Genomic DNA, 17532 nt, shown 5'->3' on the forward strand with positions numbered 1-17532 from the left:
CTGAGGTGCCCCCATGACCGGATCCACCCCTCCCCCGTCCCGCCGCGGCCGCCGGCGGACCGCCACCGCGGCAGCGGTTCTCGCCGCCGCGGCGGCGACCGCCGTCCTCGCCCTCACACTCGACGGTCCGGGAAACCGTGACGGAAGGGCCGGCGGGCCCGCGGCGGCCGGGGAGGCCGTCCCCGCACCCGCCGACGAGAGCCTGCTCGCCCTCGCCCGCCGGGATGCCCTCGACCCGCTGGCGGCCGGACGCGCGGACGCCCCCGTGGTCATGATCGAGTACTCCGACTTCCAGTGCCCGTTCTGCGGCCGGTTCGCCCGCAGAACCATGCCCGAGCTTCTGCGCTCGTACGTGGACAAGGGCGTCCTGCGCATCGAATGGCGCAGCTTCCCCCTCTTCGGCAAGGAGTCCGAGCAGGCGGCCCTGGCCGCCTGGGCAGCCGGGCAGCAGGGCAGGTTCTGGGAGTTCCACGACATCGCCTACGGCGAGCCGCGTGAACGCGGTACGGGCGCGTTCGGCACCGGGAACCTCCTCGCCATGGCCCGCGGGGCGGGAGTCACCGACATCGAGCGGTTCCGCGCCGACATGGCGTCCGCCGGGGCCCGCGACGCCGTGCGCCAGGACCGGGAGGAGGGCTACGGCCTCGGTGTGAGCAGCACTCCCGCCTTCCTGGTCAACGGCAGGCCGATCCTGGGGGCCCAGCCCACCGCCGTGTTCCGGGAAGCGGTCGAGGCGGCGGCGGAGGAGGCCGGGCGGTGAACGGGACCGGCCTGGCGGTGGCCTTCCTCGGCGGGCTGCTGGCCCTGCTCAGTCCGTGCAGCGCACTGCTGCTGCCGGCCTTCTTCGCCTACTCGTTCACCGGCCGCACCCGGCTGGTGGCGCGTACCTGCCTGTTCTACGCCGGACTGTGCACGACGCTCGTCCCGCTCGGTGTGGCCGGCTCGTTCGCCGGCCGTCTCTTCTACGGTCACCGGGACGTTCTCGTGACCGTGGCGGGATGGACCGTCATCGCCCTGGGGGTGGCGCAGGCCGCCGGGCTGGGCTTCGCCCCCCGCCGGATGTCACGGGCCGCGGGCGGACACCGCTCGGGTTCGGCCCTGTCGGTGTTCGCCCTGGGTTCGGTGTACGGGCTGGCGGGGTTCTGCGCGGGGCCGATCCTGGGCGGTGTTCTCACCGTGGCCGCGGTGGGCGGCGACCCGTTGCGCGGGGGTGTGCTGCTGGCCGTCTACGCCCTGGGCATGGCCGCTCCGATGTTCGTGCTGGCGTCGCTGTGGGACCGGTTCGATCTGGGCCGCAGGCGCTGGCTGCGGGGCCGGGTCTTCTTCGTGGGGCCGGTGGCCCTGCACAGCACCGCCCTTGCCGGCGGGCTGTTCTTCATCGCGCTCGGGGTGGTGTTCCTGGCCTTCGACGGCACGTCCGCGCTGCCGTCGGTACTGGACGCCGATGCCGGGTTCGCCCTTGAGCAACGGCTGGCCGGTATCGGCGCGGCGGTGTCGGACCGGCTGGTCCTGCTGGCCCTGGCCGGTGCGGCGGCACTGGCGGCCCTGCTGGTGCTGCTCCGTCCCGCCGGGAGACGGGACACTCCGCCGCCGGAGACGGAGACGGAGCCGGCCGCGCGCGAGTAGCACGCTCCGCTCGCGCGAACCCGCACGCGGCGGGGAAGGACCCGTCCGGAGGGGGAACCCCTCGGGGCCGGCCGCGCACGGCGCGGACCGGGAGAACGGCGGCCGCTGCCGTTCCCCCGCCCCGGCAGGCCCCTCCGGACGGACACGGGCCCCGTCCACCGGCCGCTGCGGCCGGTGGACGGGGCCCGTGTCCGTCCGGGACGCCCCCGTCCGCCGGTCCCGTCGTGCCGCACCCGGCGGGGAGTCCGCGGGCCGGAACGAGTTGCGACGTTTGTCGAATGACTGCCCGTACGTCGCTCAATAGCATGACGACTCCCCATCAGCGAGGAATACGAGGGACGTTCCCATGGCAGCACATTCGTCACAGGAGACGCGCGCTCTGGCCATGGGAATCCTGGCCGAGGATCTGCAGTGCTCGGTGACCGTGGCGTGCCGGCTGCGGCAGCGGGGGCTGGAACCGGTGATCGTCCGCGATCCCTCGACGGCGGTGGACGGTGCCGACGCCGTCGTCGTCGACCTCGACCTCCACCACGCGGGCCACGCGGCCACGGCGCTGATCGAGGAGTGGACGAACTGGCTGGAGTCACGGGGGTGTTCGCGGCTGGAGGTCAAGCTCAACGCGGAACTGCGCGGCTCCCCCGACGCCCTGGTCGCCGGGATCGAGGGGTGTCACGGCGGGAACGGCATCCTGCTGGTGGTCCCCGCCTATCCGACGGCCGGCCGGGTGTGCGTGGACGGGCGGCTGCTGGCCCCGATGCCGGCGGGCAACGGTCTCGACGTCGATGTGCGCACCGCGGTGCGGATCGAGGACGCCGAGGTCGTGGGTCTGTCGGTGCTGAACCGGGGTGCGGAGGCGGTCACCGACCACGTCCGCGCGTCCCTGGCGCGCGGCACGCGCCGGTTCGTGCTGGACGGCACGGTCGAGACGCATCTCGGGGCCGCGGCGCAGGTCGCCTCGCGGCTGCACGAGGAGGGGCACCGGGTGGCCACGGCCAGTACCGGCGGGTGGCTGCGGTTCTATCCCGACCTCGGCCGGGACGGGTTCGTCGTGGTCGTCACCCCGGCCAACCACGAGACCGACCGGGCGCAGTTGCGGCGGCTCGCCGCCGCCTACGGGACCCGGGCGCTGATGACCACCGCGGCGGAGGCGCTGCGGTGGGGGCCGGTCGCCGCGCGGCAGGTGCTCGCCTCGCACCGGGTCCTCGCCCTGCACGAGACGGACCGGGACGATCCCGACCGCTGGGTCGTCGCCGAGCAGCTCGCACGGGCGGTGCGGGGGCTGCTGGACGTCGCCTCCCGGGGGGACAACCGGTGCCTGGGGGCCGTCGTCAGCGGCGGCCTGACCACGACGGCGCTCGTGCGGGAGCTGGGGGGCACGAGTCTGAGCGCCGGGCTGGAGCTGGAACCGCTCTGCCCGGCGGCCCGGGTCGCCGGGGGCGCGTTCGACGGGCTGCGCCTGCTGAGCAAGGCCACCGGCACGGGGTCGGAGGAGACCCTCCTGCGCATGACCCGCCAGATCCTCGGGACCTGACGCACCCGCCCCGCCCCCTCTTCCCGCCCCGTCCCTCTTTCCTTCTTTCCTTCATTCCTTTTTCCGTTCCTGTTCCCCCGTTTCCCGTTTCTGTTTCCGTTTTCCGTTCCCGTGAAAGGACGTCATCCCATGACCGTCGCGGAAGCCGGGCGCACCGCGCTCGTCCTCATCGACCTGCAGGGCTCCAACGCCGACCATCCGGTGCATCCGCACACCACGGACACCGTCCTGGAGCGCTGCGTCCGCCTGATCGAGGCGGCGCGGCGGGCCGGGAGCACCGTCGTGCACGTGCGGACGAGTTTCCTGCCCGACGAGTCCGACTCCCTCGGCGGGCGGCTGCTCACCGACATCGAGCGCCCCGCGCGCCCGGTGCGGCGGCCGGGGTGGGACCACTTCCTGCCCGGCATCGAGCCGCTGCCGACGGAGCCGGTGATCATCAAGCGGAGCTGGAACGCCTTCCACGGCTCCGACCTCGACCTGCAGTTGCGCCGCCGCGGGATCGACACCGTGGTGATGGCGGGCATCTCCACCGGCTTCGGGGTCGAGGGCACCGCCCGCGCGGCGTTCGACCACGCCTACAACGTGGTCTTCGTGCCGGAGGCGATGTCGGCCTACACCGCCGAGCAGCACGAGCACGCGGTGCGGGTCATGTTCCCGCAGCTCGGCCGGGTCCGTTCGCTGGACGAGGTCGTGGAGGGCCTCGTCCCCGCCGCCACCGCCGCGTCCTGAGAACCGTGCGAGAGGATCAGCGATGGACGAGTTCCTGAGTTACCGGGCCCTGGACCAGAGGGAGCGGCTGCGGCTGCCCGGCGGCAAGCGGGTGGCGGTGAACGTGGTGATGAACATCGAGCACTACGAGTACCTGCCGCCGGAGAACCCGCACCGCGACTACTTCTACCGGGTGCCCGCGAAGCCGGACAACGTCGGCTACTCCTTCCGGGACTTCGGCAACCGCGCCGGTTTCCGGCGCATGCTCCCGGTCCTGGACGACTCCCCCGTACAGGTCACCTGCTCGCTCAACTGCGAGGTGCTGCGCCTGTATCCGGAGATCTGCGACGCGATGACCGAGCGTGGCTGGAGCTTCATGAGCCACGGCACCTACAACAGCCGGCTCCTGTTCGGCGAGTCGGAGAGCGCGGAGCGGGAGTTCTACGACTACACGGTCTCCACCGTGCGGGAGCTCACCGGGTACCGCATGCGCGGCATGCTGGGCCCGTCGTTCAGCGCCACCCCCGCCACCTACCGCCTGATGGCGGAGGCCGGCATGACCTACACGACCGACTGGTTCATCGACGACCAGCCGTTCCGGCTGGACGGCCCGCTCGGCGGCGGCCTGGTCGGCGTGCCCTACTCCCGTGAGGTCAACGACGCCCTGCTGTTCCCGGGCTCGCCGATGTACGGCCTGGACAGCGACTACTTCGCGGCGATCGTGCGGTCGCAGTACGAGGTGCTGTCCGAGGAGGCGCAGCGGCACGACACCGCGTACGTGATGACCGTCGCGCTGCACCCCCTCTACATGGGCATCCCGCACCGGATCGGCCACCTGGCGCAGATGTTCGCTCACCTGGCCGCGCAGGACGACATCTGGTGGACCACGCCGGAGCGGATCGCCGCCCACGTCGATGAGATCGGATGGTGCTGACCATGCAGCTTGTCAGGCCGCTGCACGAGACCGACGGCGGGTCCCTGCCCGCCGCCAACCGGGGCTGGCCCGGCGGCGCGAAGCTGGGCGTGGTGGTGCTGATGCACCTCGACCACGTGCCCGCCCTTCCCGGCCCGGACGCCGGCATCCCGCCGTCGAGCGTGGCGCTGCGGGGCCCGTACCCGCGGATCATGGACGTGCACACCACGTCGCAGCACGAGTACGGGCTGCGGGTGGGGGCCTTCCGGATCCTCGACCTGCTGGACGAGCTGCGGATACCGGTGAGCGTGGCGGTCGACGCCCACAGCGCCCGGCACCGCCCGCGGCTGATGGAGCGGATCGGCGAGTCGGGTGCGGAGTTCGTCGCCCACGGGGTCGACGGGATCAGCATCCTGCACGACGGGATGGACCGCGAGGAGCAGCGTGCCCATCTCGCCGAGTCGGTCGGCGCGGTGGAGGAGTTCTGCGGGGTCCGCCCGACGGGCTGGAGCGGGCTGGACTACGCGCAGTCGACGACGGCCCTGGAGGACCTGGCGGAGCTGGGGATCCGGTGGACGGCGGACTGGCCCAACGACGAGGTGCCCAACGTCCTGGCCACCGCGCGGGGGGACGTGCTGAACATCCCGGTGTCGATCCATCTCGACGACGTCTTCTCCCATCTCAAGCGCGGCATCCCGATCGAGAAGTGGGCCGACAACATCGTGTCGTCGGCGCGGGTGCTGCTGGCGGAGGACGCCCCGCGGGACCGGACGCTGGTGCTGGGGCTCCATCCGTGGCTGATCGCCCAGCCGTTCCGGTTCGCGCATCTGCGCGAGGTGCTGCGGACGCTGCGCGGGATGGACGGGCTGTGGTGGGCGCGCGGCGCGGACGTGGCCGCGCACCTGGACGAGGAGAGGGACGAGCGATGAACCTGAACCTGCTCGCGCGGGAACTGGGCGCCTCGGTGGTGGACTGCTCGGACGAGTTCTTCGGGGCCGCCGACGCGCTGCTGCTGGCCGCCGATCCGCAGCGGCCGGGCACCTACGGGCTGCGCGGCGCGGACGTCGACGGCTGGGAGAGCCGCCGGCACAATCCGGCGGACCACGACTGGGTGGTCGTGCGGGCCGCGCACCCGGGCCGGGTGGACGAGATCGTGCTGGAGACCACGGGGTTCCGTTTCAACGCGCCGCAGCACATCGGCGTCGACGTCGCCGACGCCCCGGCCGGGCCCTGGCGGGAGATCCTGTCCGGCGCCGCGGTCGAGCCGAACTGCGTGAACACCTATCCGGTGGCCGACCCCGGGGGCTCGGCCGCGTTCGTGCGGCTGCGCATGTATCCCGACGGCGGGGTGGCGCGGCTGCGCGCGCACGGGGTCGTCGACGTGGAGCGCAGTGTCCCGCCGGCGGGCATCCGTCTGTCGGACGTGCGGCTGGGGTGCCGGGTGCGGGCCTCGGAGGGCTCCTTCGGCAGCCCCTGGGCGGTGATCTCGCACGCGGTGCCCACGAGCACCCACGACGGGTGGGAGACCCCCCGGCGCTCCCGTGCCGACCGGCACTTCGTGGAGCTGTCGTGGCCCGACGCGGTGCGGCTGCACGCGCTGGAGGTGGTCGCCTCGCCGTTCCGGGGCAACTGCGCGGCCCGGATCGCCGTCGAGGTGCCCGACGGGGCGGCCTGGCGGGAGACGGGGGTCTTCGACCTCATCCCGGGGGCGACCTCACCGGTCCGGTTCGCCTCCCCCCTCACCACCCGTCGCGTGCGGGTGCGCGCGCTGCCGGACGGCGGATTCTCGCGGCTCTGGTTCTACGGTGACCGGCTTTCCCTCGCACAGACCCACGTTCAGGAGGAACAATGAGGTTCAGACAGACCGGGGTCGCCGCTCTGGCCGGCATGATGCTGCTCGCATCGTGCTCATGGGGCTCGGGCGGGGCCAAGGACGACGGCGCGGGCTCGGGCGGCGCGAAGGGCTCGAAGACCCTCGTCTTCGGTGCCGCGGGCGCCCCCTCCCTCTTCGACCCGTTCTACACCTCGGACGGCGAGACCGCCCGGGTGAACAACCAGATGTACGAGGGCCTGCTGAGCCTGGTGCCCGGCACGGCGGACCCGGGTCCGGGCCTGGCCGTCAAGTGGGAGCAGAGCAAGGACGGCAAGCGCTGGACGTTCACGCTGCGCGAGGGCGTCTCCTTCCACGACGGCACGAAGCTCGACGCCGCGGCGGTCTGCGCGAACTTCGAGCGCTGGTACCGCCAGCCCGAGGTCGCGCGCACCTCGGCGGTCAGCCACACCTGGGTCAACGACTTCGGCGGCTTCGAGGGCGACACCACGCCGTCGCTGTACTCCGGGTGCGAGACGGGGGGCGACCTGACGGTGGTCCTGCGCCTGAACGCCCCCAGCTCGAAGTTCCCGATGATCCTGGCGCACGGCACCTACGCGATGTCCAGCCCGGCGGCGATGGAGAAGTACGACGCCAACGACGTCAAGGCCAGCGGCGAGGGCTTCACCTTCCCCGCGTACGGCCGGCTGCACCCGACGGGGACCGGGCCGTTCAAGTTCGTCTCCTACGACGACTCGACGGGCACCGTCAAGCTCACCCGCAACGACGGCTACTGGGGCGACAAGCCGAAGATCGGCGGGATCGAGTTCCGCACCATCCCCGACGAGACCGCGCGCCGCCAGGAGCTGGAGGCCGGGGCGATCCACGCCTACGACCTGCCCGCCCCCCGCGACTGGAAGAGCCTGCGGGACAACGGCTTCCAGGTGGTCGCCCGGCCGCCGTTCAACGTGATGTACCTCGGGCTGAACGCCAAGACCGTGCCCGCGCTGAAGGACCTGCGGGTCCGCCAGGCGATCGCCTGGGCGGTCAACAAGAAGCAGATCGTCGAGACGCTGCTGCCCGAGGGCTCGGAGACGGTCTCGCAGTTCGTGCCGCGCTCGGTCGAGGGCTACAACAAGGACGTCGAGGGGTATCCGTACAATCCCGGCAAGGCCCGCGAACTGCTCGCCGAGGCCGGCCATCCGAAGCTGAAGATCCAGCTCTGGTACCCCACCGAGGTGACCCGGCCGTACATGCCGGAGCCGAAACGTTTCTTTGATCTGATCAAGGCCGACCTGGAAGCCGTCGGGATCCAGGTGGAGCCGGTCGCCAAACCCTGGGCGGGCGGCTACCTCAGCGGCCGCGAGGCCGGCGAGGCGCCGGTCTACCTGCTCGGCACCACCGGCCACTACAACAGCGCGCAGAACTTCCTGGGGATCCTGTTCGGGGCGGTGGACAACGCCTTCGCCACCGGACTGCTCGGCTTCGGACAGCAGCTCGTCGACGACCTCGACGCCGCGGACCGCGAGGCCGACCCCAAGAAGCGGACCTCGAAGTACCTGGAGCTCAACCGCAGGATGTCCGAGGACTGGCTGCCGTCGATCCCGATCGCCAGCAGTCCCTCGGCCCTGGTGCTCAGCAGCCGGGTGCACGGTGTCGTCGCCAGCCCGGTCGGCGGCGAGCCGCTGGCCACCGCCACCTTCGGCGAGTAGCCCCACTCCGATGTGGGGCGTACGCCCGGCGTACGCCCCACACCGATTGGACAGACATGTACAGATTCATCCTTCGAAGGACGGTCCAGGCGGGCGCGACGTTCCTGGCGCTGACGGCGATCCTCTTCGTCTGGCTGCGGAGCCTTCCCGGCGGACCGCTGGACGCGCTGCTCGGTGAGAACGCCAGTCCGCAGGACCGTGCGAAGCTCGTCGAGTCCCTCGGCCTGGACGAGCCGATCTGGACGCAGTACGTCCGCTACCTCGGACGGTTCTGGAACGGCGACCTCGGGGTGTCGACCGGCGTGTGGCGCGGTGCGCCGGTGACCGAGGTGCTCCTCACCCGGGCCCCGGCCACGGCCGAACTCGCCCTGTGCGCCCTGGTCATCGGCACGGTCCTCGGTGTGTCGGTGGGCTACTGGGCCGCGACGCGGCGCGGTGTGTTCGACTTCGCCTTCCTCAGCCTCTCCGTGCTGGGGCTGGCCGTGCCGGTGTTCTTCACCGCGTTCGTCCTCAAGTACGTCTTCGCGGTCCGGGCCGGCTGGCTGCCCCCGTCGGGCAGGGCCGACCTCCAGGGGGTGATCCCCACACCGACCGGGCTGACGCTGTTCGACTCGCTGCTCGCCGGGGACGGGGCCGCCCTGCTGGAGAGCGTCCGGTACCTGACGCTGCCCACGGTCGCGCTGTCGATCATCCCGTTCGCCGTGATCTTCCGCCTGACCCGGGCCTCCGTCGCGGAGACGCTCCAGCAGGACTTCGTGCGCACCGCGACGGCCAAGGGCCTGCGGAACCGGACGATCGCCGGGCGCCACGTGCTGCGCAACTCCCTGCTGCCGGTGATCACCGTGATCGGCCTGCAGGCGGGCGGGCTGTTCGCCGGGGCGGTCCTGACCGAGACCGTCTTCAACTACCGGGGGCTCGGGCAGTCGATGGCACTGGCCTTCACCACCCGCGACTACGCCGTGCTCCAGGCGCTGATCATGGCCGTCGCGGTGCTCTACCTGTTCGTGAACATCGTCGTCGACATCACCAACGCGCTGTGCGACCCGAGAGTGAGGATGCAATGACGTCGGCCCGAGGAGGGGACGCGCCGGACGCGGGGGCGCGGGCGGTGCCGGCCGGGCGCTCGTCCACGCGGACCCTGGACCGGCTGCTGCGCCAGCCGGCCTTCGTGGTCGGGGCGGTGATCACCTGCGTCTTCGTCGTCCTGGCGGTGGCCGCCCCGCTGCTGGCACCGCACGACCCGGCCGCGCCGCTGCTGCTGGACCAGGTGCGGGCGCAGGCCAACCCGGTGCCCGGCCCGCAGGACGGCTTCCCGCTGGGCGCCGACCCCGCCGGGCGGGACCTGCTGTCCCGGCTGCTGGTGGGGGCCCGCCAGACACTGATCGTGGGGGTCCTGGCGACCCTGGGCGGGCTGCTGGGCGGGGCCGCGCTCGGCCTCCTGGCCGGGGTGTTCGCCGGGAAGACCGACACCCTGGTGATGCGCGTGGTCGACGTGATGCTCGCGATCCCCTCGCTGCTGATGGCCTTCTCCATCGCGGCGCTGTTCGCGCGGCCCAACGAGTGGACGCTCATCATCGCCATCGCCATCGTGCAGATACCCGTCTTCGCCCGCCTCATGCGCGGCTCGATGCTCGTGCAGCGCGGCACCGACCACGTGCTCGCGGCCCGCGCCCTGGGCGTGCGGCCCACCGCGGTCGTCTTCCGCCACATGGTCCCCAACGCCATGGGCCCGGTGATCGTCCAGGGAACGCTGAGCCTGGCCGTGTCGATCCTGGACGCCGCGGCCCTGTCCTTCCTGGGACTGGGCAACCCCGACGACGCCAGCCCGGAGTGGGGCCAGATGCTCGGCGGCGCGCAGCAGTACTTCAACTCCTATCCCCATCTCGCGATCTACCCCGCGCTGTGCATCATCGTCGTGGCCCTCGGCTTCACGCTCGCCGGCGAGTCGCTCCGCGAGACCCTCGACCCGCGGACGCGGAGGTAGCGGTGACGAACCCAGGCACACACACGGCCCCTTCCCCGGGCGGGGGCAAGCTCCTGTCGGTGGAGGACCTCTCCGTCACCTTCACCCGGCCCGGGGCCGAGCCGTTCACCGCGGTCGACGGGGTGAGCTTCGACGTGGCGCCCGGCGAGGTCGTCGGCCTGGTCGGCGAGTCCGGCTGCGGCAAGTCGGTCACCTCGCTCGCCGTCATGGGGCTGCTGCCCCGGCGCGGGACACGGGTGCGGGGACGGGCCGTGTTCGACGGCACCGACCTGCTCACCCTGTCGGACGGGGCACTGCGCGACCGGCGCGGCGCCGACCTCGCGATGATCTTCCAGGACCCGCTGTCCTCCCTCAACCCGGTGGTGCCGCTGGGCACCCAGGTCGCGGAGGTGATCCGGCGCCACCGGCGCACCGGCCGGGCGCAGGCGCTGCGCCGCGCGCAGGAGATGCTCGAACGGGTCGGCATCCCCGACCCGGGCCGCCGCATGCGCGAGTACCCGCACCAGGTGTCCGGCGGCATGCGCCAGCGCGTGCTGATCGCGACGGCCCTGGCCTGCGAGCCGCGGCTGCTGATCGCCGACGAGCCGACCACGGCCCTGGACGTGACCATCCAGGCGCAGATCCTCGCGCTGCTGAAGGAACTGGTCGTCGGCTCGGGCACCTCACTGATCATGATCACGCACGATCTGGGCGTGGTCGCGGGCCTGTGCGACTCGGTCAACGTGCTCTACGGCGGGCGGATCGTCGAACGGGCCGGCCGCTACGACCTGTTCGACGCGCCCCGCCACCCCTACACCGGGGGCCTGCTGGCGTCCGTGCCGAGGCTGGACGGCGGGCAGCAGCGCCTGCACTCGATCCCCGGCTCCGTCGCGGACAACATCCCCTGGTCGCAGGGGTGCGCCTTCGCGCCGCGCTGCGCCGCCGCCACCGGGCTGTGCCGGCGGGAGAGCCCGGTGTGGTCGGGGGAGGCCGGGCACCGGCTGCGCTGCCACCACCCCCTCCCGGCGGCGACGGCCGCACCGACGACCGGACCGAAGGAGCAGGCCCCATGACGGCACAGACCCCCCGAGCCCACCCGGACCCGTCCGGGGACCCGCTCCTGGAGGTGCGCGGGCTGAAGGTCCACTTCCCGATCCGCCGCGGTGTCCTGTTCAGCCGCACGGTCGGGCACGTGCACGCGGTGGACGGCGTCGACCTGCTGATCCGCCGGGGCGAGACCTACGGGCTGGTCGGGGAGTCCGGCTGCGGCAAGTCCACCTTCGGCCGGGCCGTGCTCCAGCTCACCCCCGTGACCGCCGGGGAGATCTTCTTCGGCGGGACGGACCTGCGCACCCTGCGCGGCGAGGCGCTCCGGCGGCAGCGCCGGCACCTGCAGATGGTGTTCCAGGACCCGCTGGGGAGCCTGGACCCGCGCCAGAGCGTGGAGCAGATGTTCCGCGAGGGGATGCGGGCCCACCGGCTGGCCGGGGAGGGCACCCCGGCACGGCTGCACGAACTGCTGGACTCGGTGGGCCTGCCGCGGACCGCGCTGGGCAAGTACCCGCACGAGTTCTCCGGGGGGCAGCGCCAGCGGATCGGCATCGCGCGGGCCCTGTCCGTCGAACCGCAGCTGATCGTCGCCGACGAACCGGTCAGCGCGCTGGACGTGTCCGTGCAGGCCCAGGTGATCAACCTGCTGGAGGACGTCCAGGAGCGGTTCGGGCTGACCTATCTGATCATCGCGCACGACCTCGCCGTGATCCGGCACGTCAGCGACCGGATCGGGGTGATGTACCTGGGCGGGCTCGTCGAGGAGGCCCCGTCGCGGGAGCTGTTCGAGGGGCCGCTGCACCCCTACACCCGCGCGCTGCTGTCCGCGGTGCCGCACCCCGACCCGCGCCAGGAGGACGGCCGGGAGCAGATCCTGCTCCACGGCGACCTGCCCAGCCCGGAGAACCCGCCGCCGGGCTGCCGCTTCAGCACCCGCTGCCCGTGGAAGCAGCCCTCGCGCTGCGACAGCGAGCGGCCCGCGCTGCGGACGGTCGAGGTGCCCGGGGCGGGCCCGGGGCACCGGGTGGCCTGCCACTGGGCCGAGCAGATCCACGCGGGCGGGATACGGCCCGCCGTCCCGTCCACGGCCCCCGCCGTCCCGGCGGCCGCCGGGACCGCCGGGGCGGCGGAGGACGCGGTGGACGGGGGCTGAGGATGGCGTCAGCGGTGCGGGGCTCTCCCCGCGGACGGGAGGAACCCAGGTGAACGGACTCCTGGCCCAGCATCTCCAGGAACTGGTGCAGTCGCTGGCCGCGTCGCTGGACGTCCCGGTGGAGCTGACCGACCTCCATCTGCACCGCGTCGCCCGGTCCGTGCCGAACGCCTCCCCGGACGACGTCCGCGCCGAGCCGGTCTCACCGCGCCATCTCGGGCTGAGCACCCGCGCGGTGACCCGGATCTCCGTGCCGGTGTACATCGGCGGCAGTGTGGAGCTGGGGATACCGTCGACGCTCGTGCTCCCGGTCAGCTCGCCGGGGTCGGCGCCGTCGCTGCTGCTCTGGATCACCTGTGCGCGGGGGCCGCTGTCCTCCGAGCGGGTCGAGAGCGTGAGCCGGATCGCCGAGGCGAGCGTGCACGCCCTGGAGGGCGCCGGGCTGCTCGTCCCGCCGGAGTGGGCCGACGACCACGTCGGGCGGGCCTTCGCGACGGGGGACCTGGAGACGCTGGACGTGCTGCTGGGCCGGGCGATCCGCGAGGGCCGGCTCCAGCACGACGACGCCTTCGTCTGCCTCGCCCTGTCCATGCCCGCCGCGATCGACGCCCGGTCGGCCGACCCCGCGACACGGGGGCGCCTGGCGGCGCTGACCAACCGGTTCGCCGAGGCCCATCCGCGCAACCGGTGCCTGATCGCGTTCAGCGGGTCGGTCAGCTTCGCGCTCCTCGCGCCGTATCCGCGCGACGTGCACGACGCGCTGCCCGAACTGCTGGCGACGAAGGCCGCGGACCTCGTCTTCCGGTCACGGCCCCAGGGCGTGGACGTGCCGTGGCTGGTCGCGGCCAGCACCGTGGTCTCGGGCCGGGCCAGCGCGGCCGTGTGGCAGGCGCGGCAGAGCCTGGACCTGGGCGACAGCCTGGGCTGGAAGCACCAGGTGATCCGCTGGGACAGCACCGGGCACATGGCGGGGCTCGCGGCGGTGCCCACCAACATCCTGGCGCACCACTTCGTCAGCCCGCCGCTGAGGTGGCTGCTGGAGGACGAGTCGGCCGCCGCGCTCGTCGAGACGCTCCGGGCGTACCTCACCACGGCGGGCAACGTGAAGCAGGTCGCGGCCGACCTGTATCTGCACCGGGCGACGGTGTACCACCGGATCAGGAAGGTCGAGGAGCGCCTGGGCATCGACCTGTTCAGCGGCGGCGGGCGGCTGGAGGCGCACGCGGGGCTGCTCGCGGCGGACATCGTGGCGAGCCGGCTGGCCGTCGGGGACCGCGGCGGCACCCGCCGCTGAGACGGCGGGGGGCAGCATGGCGGCCGCGGCCAGGACGAGCAGCGCGGTGTAGGCCCGGGCATGGGCGCGGTCGGTGATCCGCACAGGGCGGCGGCGCAGGACGGCGATCACCGGCAGGGCGCCGAGGAGCAGAGCGGCGGCGGCCCGGAGGTCGACGAGGCCGGCCAGGTGCGGGTGCCCGGCGGCGGGAGCGGCGGCCAGGGACACCGCGGTGGCCGGCAGGGCGATGGCGAGGGTGAGCGGGTTGGCCAGCGCCGTCGCCTCGCGCATCGGGTGCCCGGCCCTGCGCATCGCGGGGACGGTCAGGACGCTGCCTCCCACGCCGAGGAGGGCCGCGAGGGCGCCCACGGGTGCGCCGAGGGCGGCCGGCAGGGGACGCCGGGGTGTGCCCGGGACCGCCCCGGCGGGGGCGTCCGGACGCAGGAAGCCGGGGCGCAGGAGGACGTCGGCGAGGGTGAGGGTCACGTAGGCGATGAAGGCCCAGCGGACCGGGGCGGCGGGGGCCAGGCGCGCGGCGGACGCGCCGGCCGCGGCGCCGGCCCCGAGCAGGAGGAGCAGAGGGGTGCCGCCGCGGAGCGCGCGGAGGGTCCGCCGGGGTGTGACGGCTGTCGCGAAGCCCGCGTTGACCAGCATGACCAGGGCCGAGGTGGCGGTCGCCACCGGCATCGCGTCCGCGCCGAGCGCGGCGTCCGCCCAGACCACGACGGGCACGGTGACGAATCCGCCGCCGAATCCGAACAGCACCGTCGTCGCCCCGGTGAGGAGCCCGATCCCGGCCAGTGCCGCGATGTCCGCGGCCCACACGATGTCCACGTCGTCCACCCCACCAGGCCCGGCGGGGGTCCCGCATGCGATGCCCGGCCCCGTTGTTTCGCGTTCCGGCCCGTAGGGTGGCGGGGTGAGGAACGTGTCCCTGGCCGAGGTCGACCACGCCGACCGGGCCGTCCTGCCGGTCGGCACCGACTATCCGCCCGGTCATCTGCTGGACTGGCACGAACACCGGCGGGCCCAGTTCCTCCACGGCGCCACCGGGGTCATGGTCGTGGAGACCGCCCAGGGCACCTGGACCGTTCCGCCCGAGCGTGCCGTGCTGGTCCCGGCGGCCACCCGGCACCGGGTGCGGATGCTGGGGGTGAGCACCCGCAGCCTGTACGTCGAACCGGGTGCCGTCCCCTGGTGGCCGGCCGTGTGCACGGTGGTGGACGTTCCGCCGCTGCTGCGGGAACTGCTGCGGGCGGCGGACGGGTTCGGGGCCGACTACAGCCTGTCCGGGCGGGAGGGGTGCGTGGCCGCCCTCCTCCTGCACGAGATCGCCGGGCTGACCCCGCTCCCGTTCCATGTCGGGATTCCCGCGGACGCCGCTCTCGCGGCGCTGTGCCGCGCGTATCTGGCCGGGCCGGACGCCGGGGTCACCAATGCCGCGTGGGCCGCGCGGGCGGCCATGAGCGAGCGGGCCCTCACCCGCCGCTTCCGCGCGCAGACCGGTGACAGCCCGGCCGCCTGGCGGGGCCGGGTCCGGCTGCTCGCGGCGGTGCCGCTGCTGCGGACCGCGCCGGTCAGCGAGGTCGGTGCCCGTCTCGGCTACGCCTCCCCCGCCGCGTTCACGGCCGCGTTCACGCGGGTCTTCGGGATGCCCCCGTCCCGGTTCGCCCGGGCGCGCGGCGGCGGGCCGTGACGGCGCGGGCGGGCGCGGCGGCGGGTACGGGCCGGTCCCGGGCGCGGGGGGTGGCCGCCCGGTGCGCGGGTGAGGGCGGCTTCGCCCGCGGCGGGCCGTGCGCGGTAGTGTGCGCACGCGTCGCCCGTCAAGGGGCGGGGTGTGCCGTTGACGGGTTCCGGAGCCGAGGAGGTGGTACCGCGATGAGCGGTGATTCTCCCGGTCCGTGTGCCGTGCGGCGCCCGCTGCCTTAGGGCGGGGGCGGTTCCCTGCCGCGCACGCGGTCCGTTCCGGTGTCCCCCGTCCGGCAACGTCCCCCCGAGGATCCGTCATGTCGCAGTCGTCCCCCTCCCCCGAGTCCGGCGCGGAGCCGGCCGAGTCCCTGCGGGAGGCCGTCGGGCAGCGGCGTCTGGAGGCCGCGCAGGAGTGGCTGGAGCGGCGCGCGCCGCATGTGATCGCCGACGAGCTGGCGCGGATGGACGCGGTGACCGCCGGGGTGGCGTTCCGGCTGCTGCCCAAGGACCGGGCGCTGGAGGTGTTCGAGGAGCTGGAGCCGGTCGACCAGCAGCCGATCCTGGAGGGGCTGCGGGACCGTTCCTTCCGGGACCTGATCGAGGGCATGGGGCCGGACGACCGGGCCAGGATGCTGCGGGAGGCGCCCGCGAAGGTCGTCAAGCGGGTGCTGGCGGGGCTGAGTCTGCACGAGCGCCGGATGACCTCGGCGCTGCTGGGCTATCCGGAGGGTTCCGTGGGCCGCTGCATGACCCCCGAGGTGGTCGCCCTGCCGCAGGCGCTGACCGTCGCGCAGGCGCTGCGGACCGTGCGGGCCAAGGGCCGGGAGGCGGAGACGGTGTACACGCTTCCGGTGGTGGACTCCGGACGGCGGCTGACCGGTGTGGTGGAGCTGCGCGAGCTGGTGCTGAACCCGTCGGACACGATGGTGTGCGATCTGGTGGTGACCGAGCCGGCCTGCGCGTACGCCACCGACTCCGCCGAGTCCGCGGCCCGGCTGATGCAGGAGACCAACGATCTGAACCTGCCCGTCGTGGACAGTGAGGACCGGCTGGTGGGGCTGCTGACCATCGACGACGCCGTCGAGGTCATCGAGGCGGCGGACACGGAGGACGTCGCCCGGCAGGCGGGGGCGGCGCCGTGGGCGGGCCACTACATGGCGGCCTCGGTGTGGCAGCTGGCCCGTTACCGGGCGCTGTGGCTGAGCCTGCTGCTGGTCGCGGCGACCCTCACGGTCGGGGTGACCCGGGTGTTCGAGGCGACGCTGGAGGAGGTGGCCGCGCTCGCCCTGTTCATTCCCATGCTCATCGGGGCGGGCGGCAACGCCGGCGCGCAGGCCGCGACGGCCTGTGTGCGGGCCCTGGCGGTGGGCGAGGTGCGGGGCTCGGACCTGATGAAGGTGGTCTGGCGCGAGTGCCGGGTGGGTCTGGTGCTGGGGTCGCTGCTGGCGGTGCTGGGGCTGGCGGTGGGGGCGGTGTTCGTCGGCGGGGGGATCGCGGTGGTGCTGGGCATCACGCTGATCGTGGTGTGCGGGTGGGCGGCGACCATCGGCGGGACCATGCCGCTGCTGGCCCGGCGGCTGCGGATCGACCCGGCGGTCATCTCCGCGCCGATGGTGACGACGCTGGTGGACGCCACCGGTCTGATCATCTACTTCCTGACGGCGAAGGCCGTGCTGGGCGTCTGATCCCCGGTGCCGGACCGGACGGGGAGCGGCCCGCCGGCCGGCACGGTGCCGTCCGCCGCCGGGTCCGGAGGGTCCGGAGGGTCCGGAGGGTCCGGAGGGTCCGGAGGGTCCGGAGGGTCCGGAGGGTCCGGAGGTGCGTCCGGGCGCACGGGGCCCGTCCCGGCCGGGGCGGGGCGGGGGCCGCCGGGGGCATCGGGAACGCCGGGGGCGTCGGTGGTGCCGGGGTCCGCCGGGTCTGTGGCCGCCCGCACCGGGCTCAGGGCAAACGGATCGTCCATCAGCCACCTGTAGCACGCGGTGCCGCGGAGGACGAGACGTCCCGCAGCGGTCCGGGCGTCCGCCCGCGGCGCTGCCGTCCGCGCGGCCCGGGGGTGCCCGGACGGCGTTCAACGCGTTCACGCCCGGTGCCGGCCCGCCGG

15 protein-coding genes and 1 pseudogene are annotated in these 17532 nt (G+C 73.7%); 15 read left to right on the plus strand and 1 reads right to left on the minus strand.

The annotated features are described in order from the left end of the window. Window positions 1–13: 13 nt before the first annotated feature. The 13 genes from ACZ7LB_RS22375 to ACZ7LB_RS22435 all read left to right on the plus strand — a co-directional run bounded on the left by ACZ7LB_RS22375 (window position 14) and on the right by ACZ7LB_RS22435 (window position 13760). The gene (locus ACZ7LB_RS22375) at window positions 14–760 is read left to right on the plus strand and encodes a DsbA family protein (protein WP_471470580.1); all 747 of its coding nucleotides are present in this window, start codon (window positions 14–16) and stop codon (window positions 758–760) included. Continuing rightward, window positions 757–1626: a cytochrome c biogenesis CcdA family protein gene (locus tag ACZ7LB_RS22380; RefSeq protein WP_471470581.1), complete on the plus strand. Its 870-nt coding sequence runs from the start codon at window positions 757–759 to the stop codon at window positions 1624–1626. The genes ACZ7LB_RS22375 and ACZ7LB_RS22380 overlap by 4 nt, the downstream gene beginning before the upstream one ends. Before the next feature lie 346 nt (window positions 1627–1972). Next, a complete protein-coding gene (locus tag ACZ7LB_RS22385) occupies window positions 1973–3157 on the plus strand; it encodes a four-carbon acid sugar kinase family protein (RefSeq protein WP_471470582.1) in 1185 nt (394 codons plus the stop codon). A 129-nt stretch (window positions 3158–3286) separates the two neighbouring features. Further along, window positions 3287–3886, plus strand: coding sequence for an isochorismatase family protein (locus ACZ7LB_RS22390; protein WP_161226122.1), 600 nt, complete (start codon window positions 3287–3289; stop codon window positions 3884–3886). Between the two features lie 22 nt (window positions 3887–3908). Then, complete coding sequence (locus ACZ7LB_RS22395) at window positions 3909–4799, plus strand: polysaccharide deacetylase family protein (RefSeq protein WP_471470584.1); 891 nt, start codon at window positions 3909–3911, stop codon at window positions 4797–4799. A 2-nt stretch (window positions 4800–4801) separates the two neighbouring features. Next, a complete protein-coding gene (locus ACZ7LB_RS22400) occupies window positions 4802–5707 on the plus strand; it encodes a polysaccharide deacetylase family protein (protein WP_471470586.1) in 906 nt (301 codons plus the stop codon). After that, window positions 5704–6630 (plus strand): hypothetical protein, encoded by a 927-nt coding sequence (locus tag ACZ7LB_RS22405; protein WP_471470587.1) that lies wholly within the window; start codon window positions 5704–5706, stop codon window positions 6628–6630. The genes ACZ7LB_RS22400 and ACZ7LB_RS22405 overlap by 4 nt, the downstream gene beginning before the upstream one ends. Continuing rightward, window positions 6627–8300, plus strand: coding sequence for an ABC transporter substrate-binding protein (locus tag ACZ7LB_RS22410; protein WP_471470588.1), 1674 nt, complete (start codon window positions 6627–6629; stop codon window positions 8298–8300). The genes ACZ7LB_RS22405 and ACZ7LB_RS22410 overlap by 4 nt, the downstream gene beginning before the upstream one ends. Before the next feature lie 56 nt (window positions 8301–8356). Further along, complete coding sequence (locus tag ACZ7LB_RS22415; RefSeq protein ID WP_471470590.1) at window positions 8357–9364, plus strand: ABC transporter permease; 1008 nt, start codon at window positions 8357–8359, stop codon at window positions 9362–9364. Next, complete coding sequence (locus ACZ7LB_RS22420; RefSeq protein WP_471470591.1) at window positions 9361–10284, plus strand: ABC transporter permease; 924 nt, start codon at window positions 9361–9363, stop codon at window positions 10282–10284. The genes ACZ7LB_RS22415 and ACZ7LB_RS22420 overlap by 4 nt, the downstream gene beginning before the upstream one ends. A gap of 59 nt (window positions 10285–10343) precedes the next feature. Continuing rightward, window positions 10344–11336 (plus strand): ABC transporter ATP-binding protein, encoded by a 993-nt coding sequence (locus ACZ7LB_RS22425; protein ID WP_471470593.1) that lies wholly within the window; start codon window positions 10344–10346, stop codon window positions 11334–11336. After that, window positions 11333–12466: an ABC transporter ATP-binding protein gene (locus tag ACZ7LB_RS22430; protein WP_471470595.1), complete on the plus strand. Its 1134-nt coding sequence runs from the start codon at window positions 11333–11335 to the stop codon at window positions 12464–12466. Before ACZ7LB_RS22425 ends, ACZ7LB_RS22430 begins: the two co-directional genes overlap by 4 nt. 49 nt (window positions 12467–12515) lie before the next feature. Further along, window positions 12516–13760: a PucR family transcriptional regulator gene (locus ACZ7LB_RS22435; protein ID WP_471470596.1), complete on the plus strand. Its 1245-nt coding sequence runs from the start codon at window positions 12516–12518 to the stop codon at window positions 13758–13760. A 15-nt stretch (window positions 13761–13775) separates the two neighbouring features. On the opposite strand, the pseudogene ACZ7LB_RS22440 reads toward ACZ7LB_RS22435, so the two are convergent. Further along, window positions 13776–14564: pseudogene (locus ACZ7LB_RS22440) on the minus strand (sulfite exporter TauE/SafE family protein); the annotation flags it as partial. Between the two features lie 94 nt (window positions 14565–14658). Here ACZ7LB_RS22440 and ACZ7LB_RS22445 point away from each other — a divergent pair. Next, window positions 14659–15435, plus strand: coding sequence for an AraC family transcriptional regulator (locus ACZ7LB_RS22445; protein ID WP_471470598.1), 777 nt, complete (start codon window positions 14659–14661; stop codon window positions 15433–15435). Window positions 15436–15745: 310 nt separating this feature from the next. Next, window positions 15746–17113: a magnesium transporter gene (gene mgtE / locus ACZ7LB_RS22450; RefSeq protein WP_471470600.1), complete on the plus strand. Its 1368-nt coding sequence runs from the start codon at window positions 15746–15748 to the stop codon at window positions 17111–17113. Window positions 17114–17532 lie beyond the last annotated feature (419 nt).

The organism is Streptomyces sp. NPDC107521, assembly GCF_055598485.1.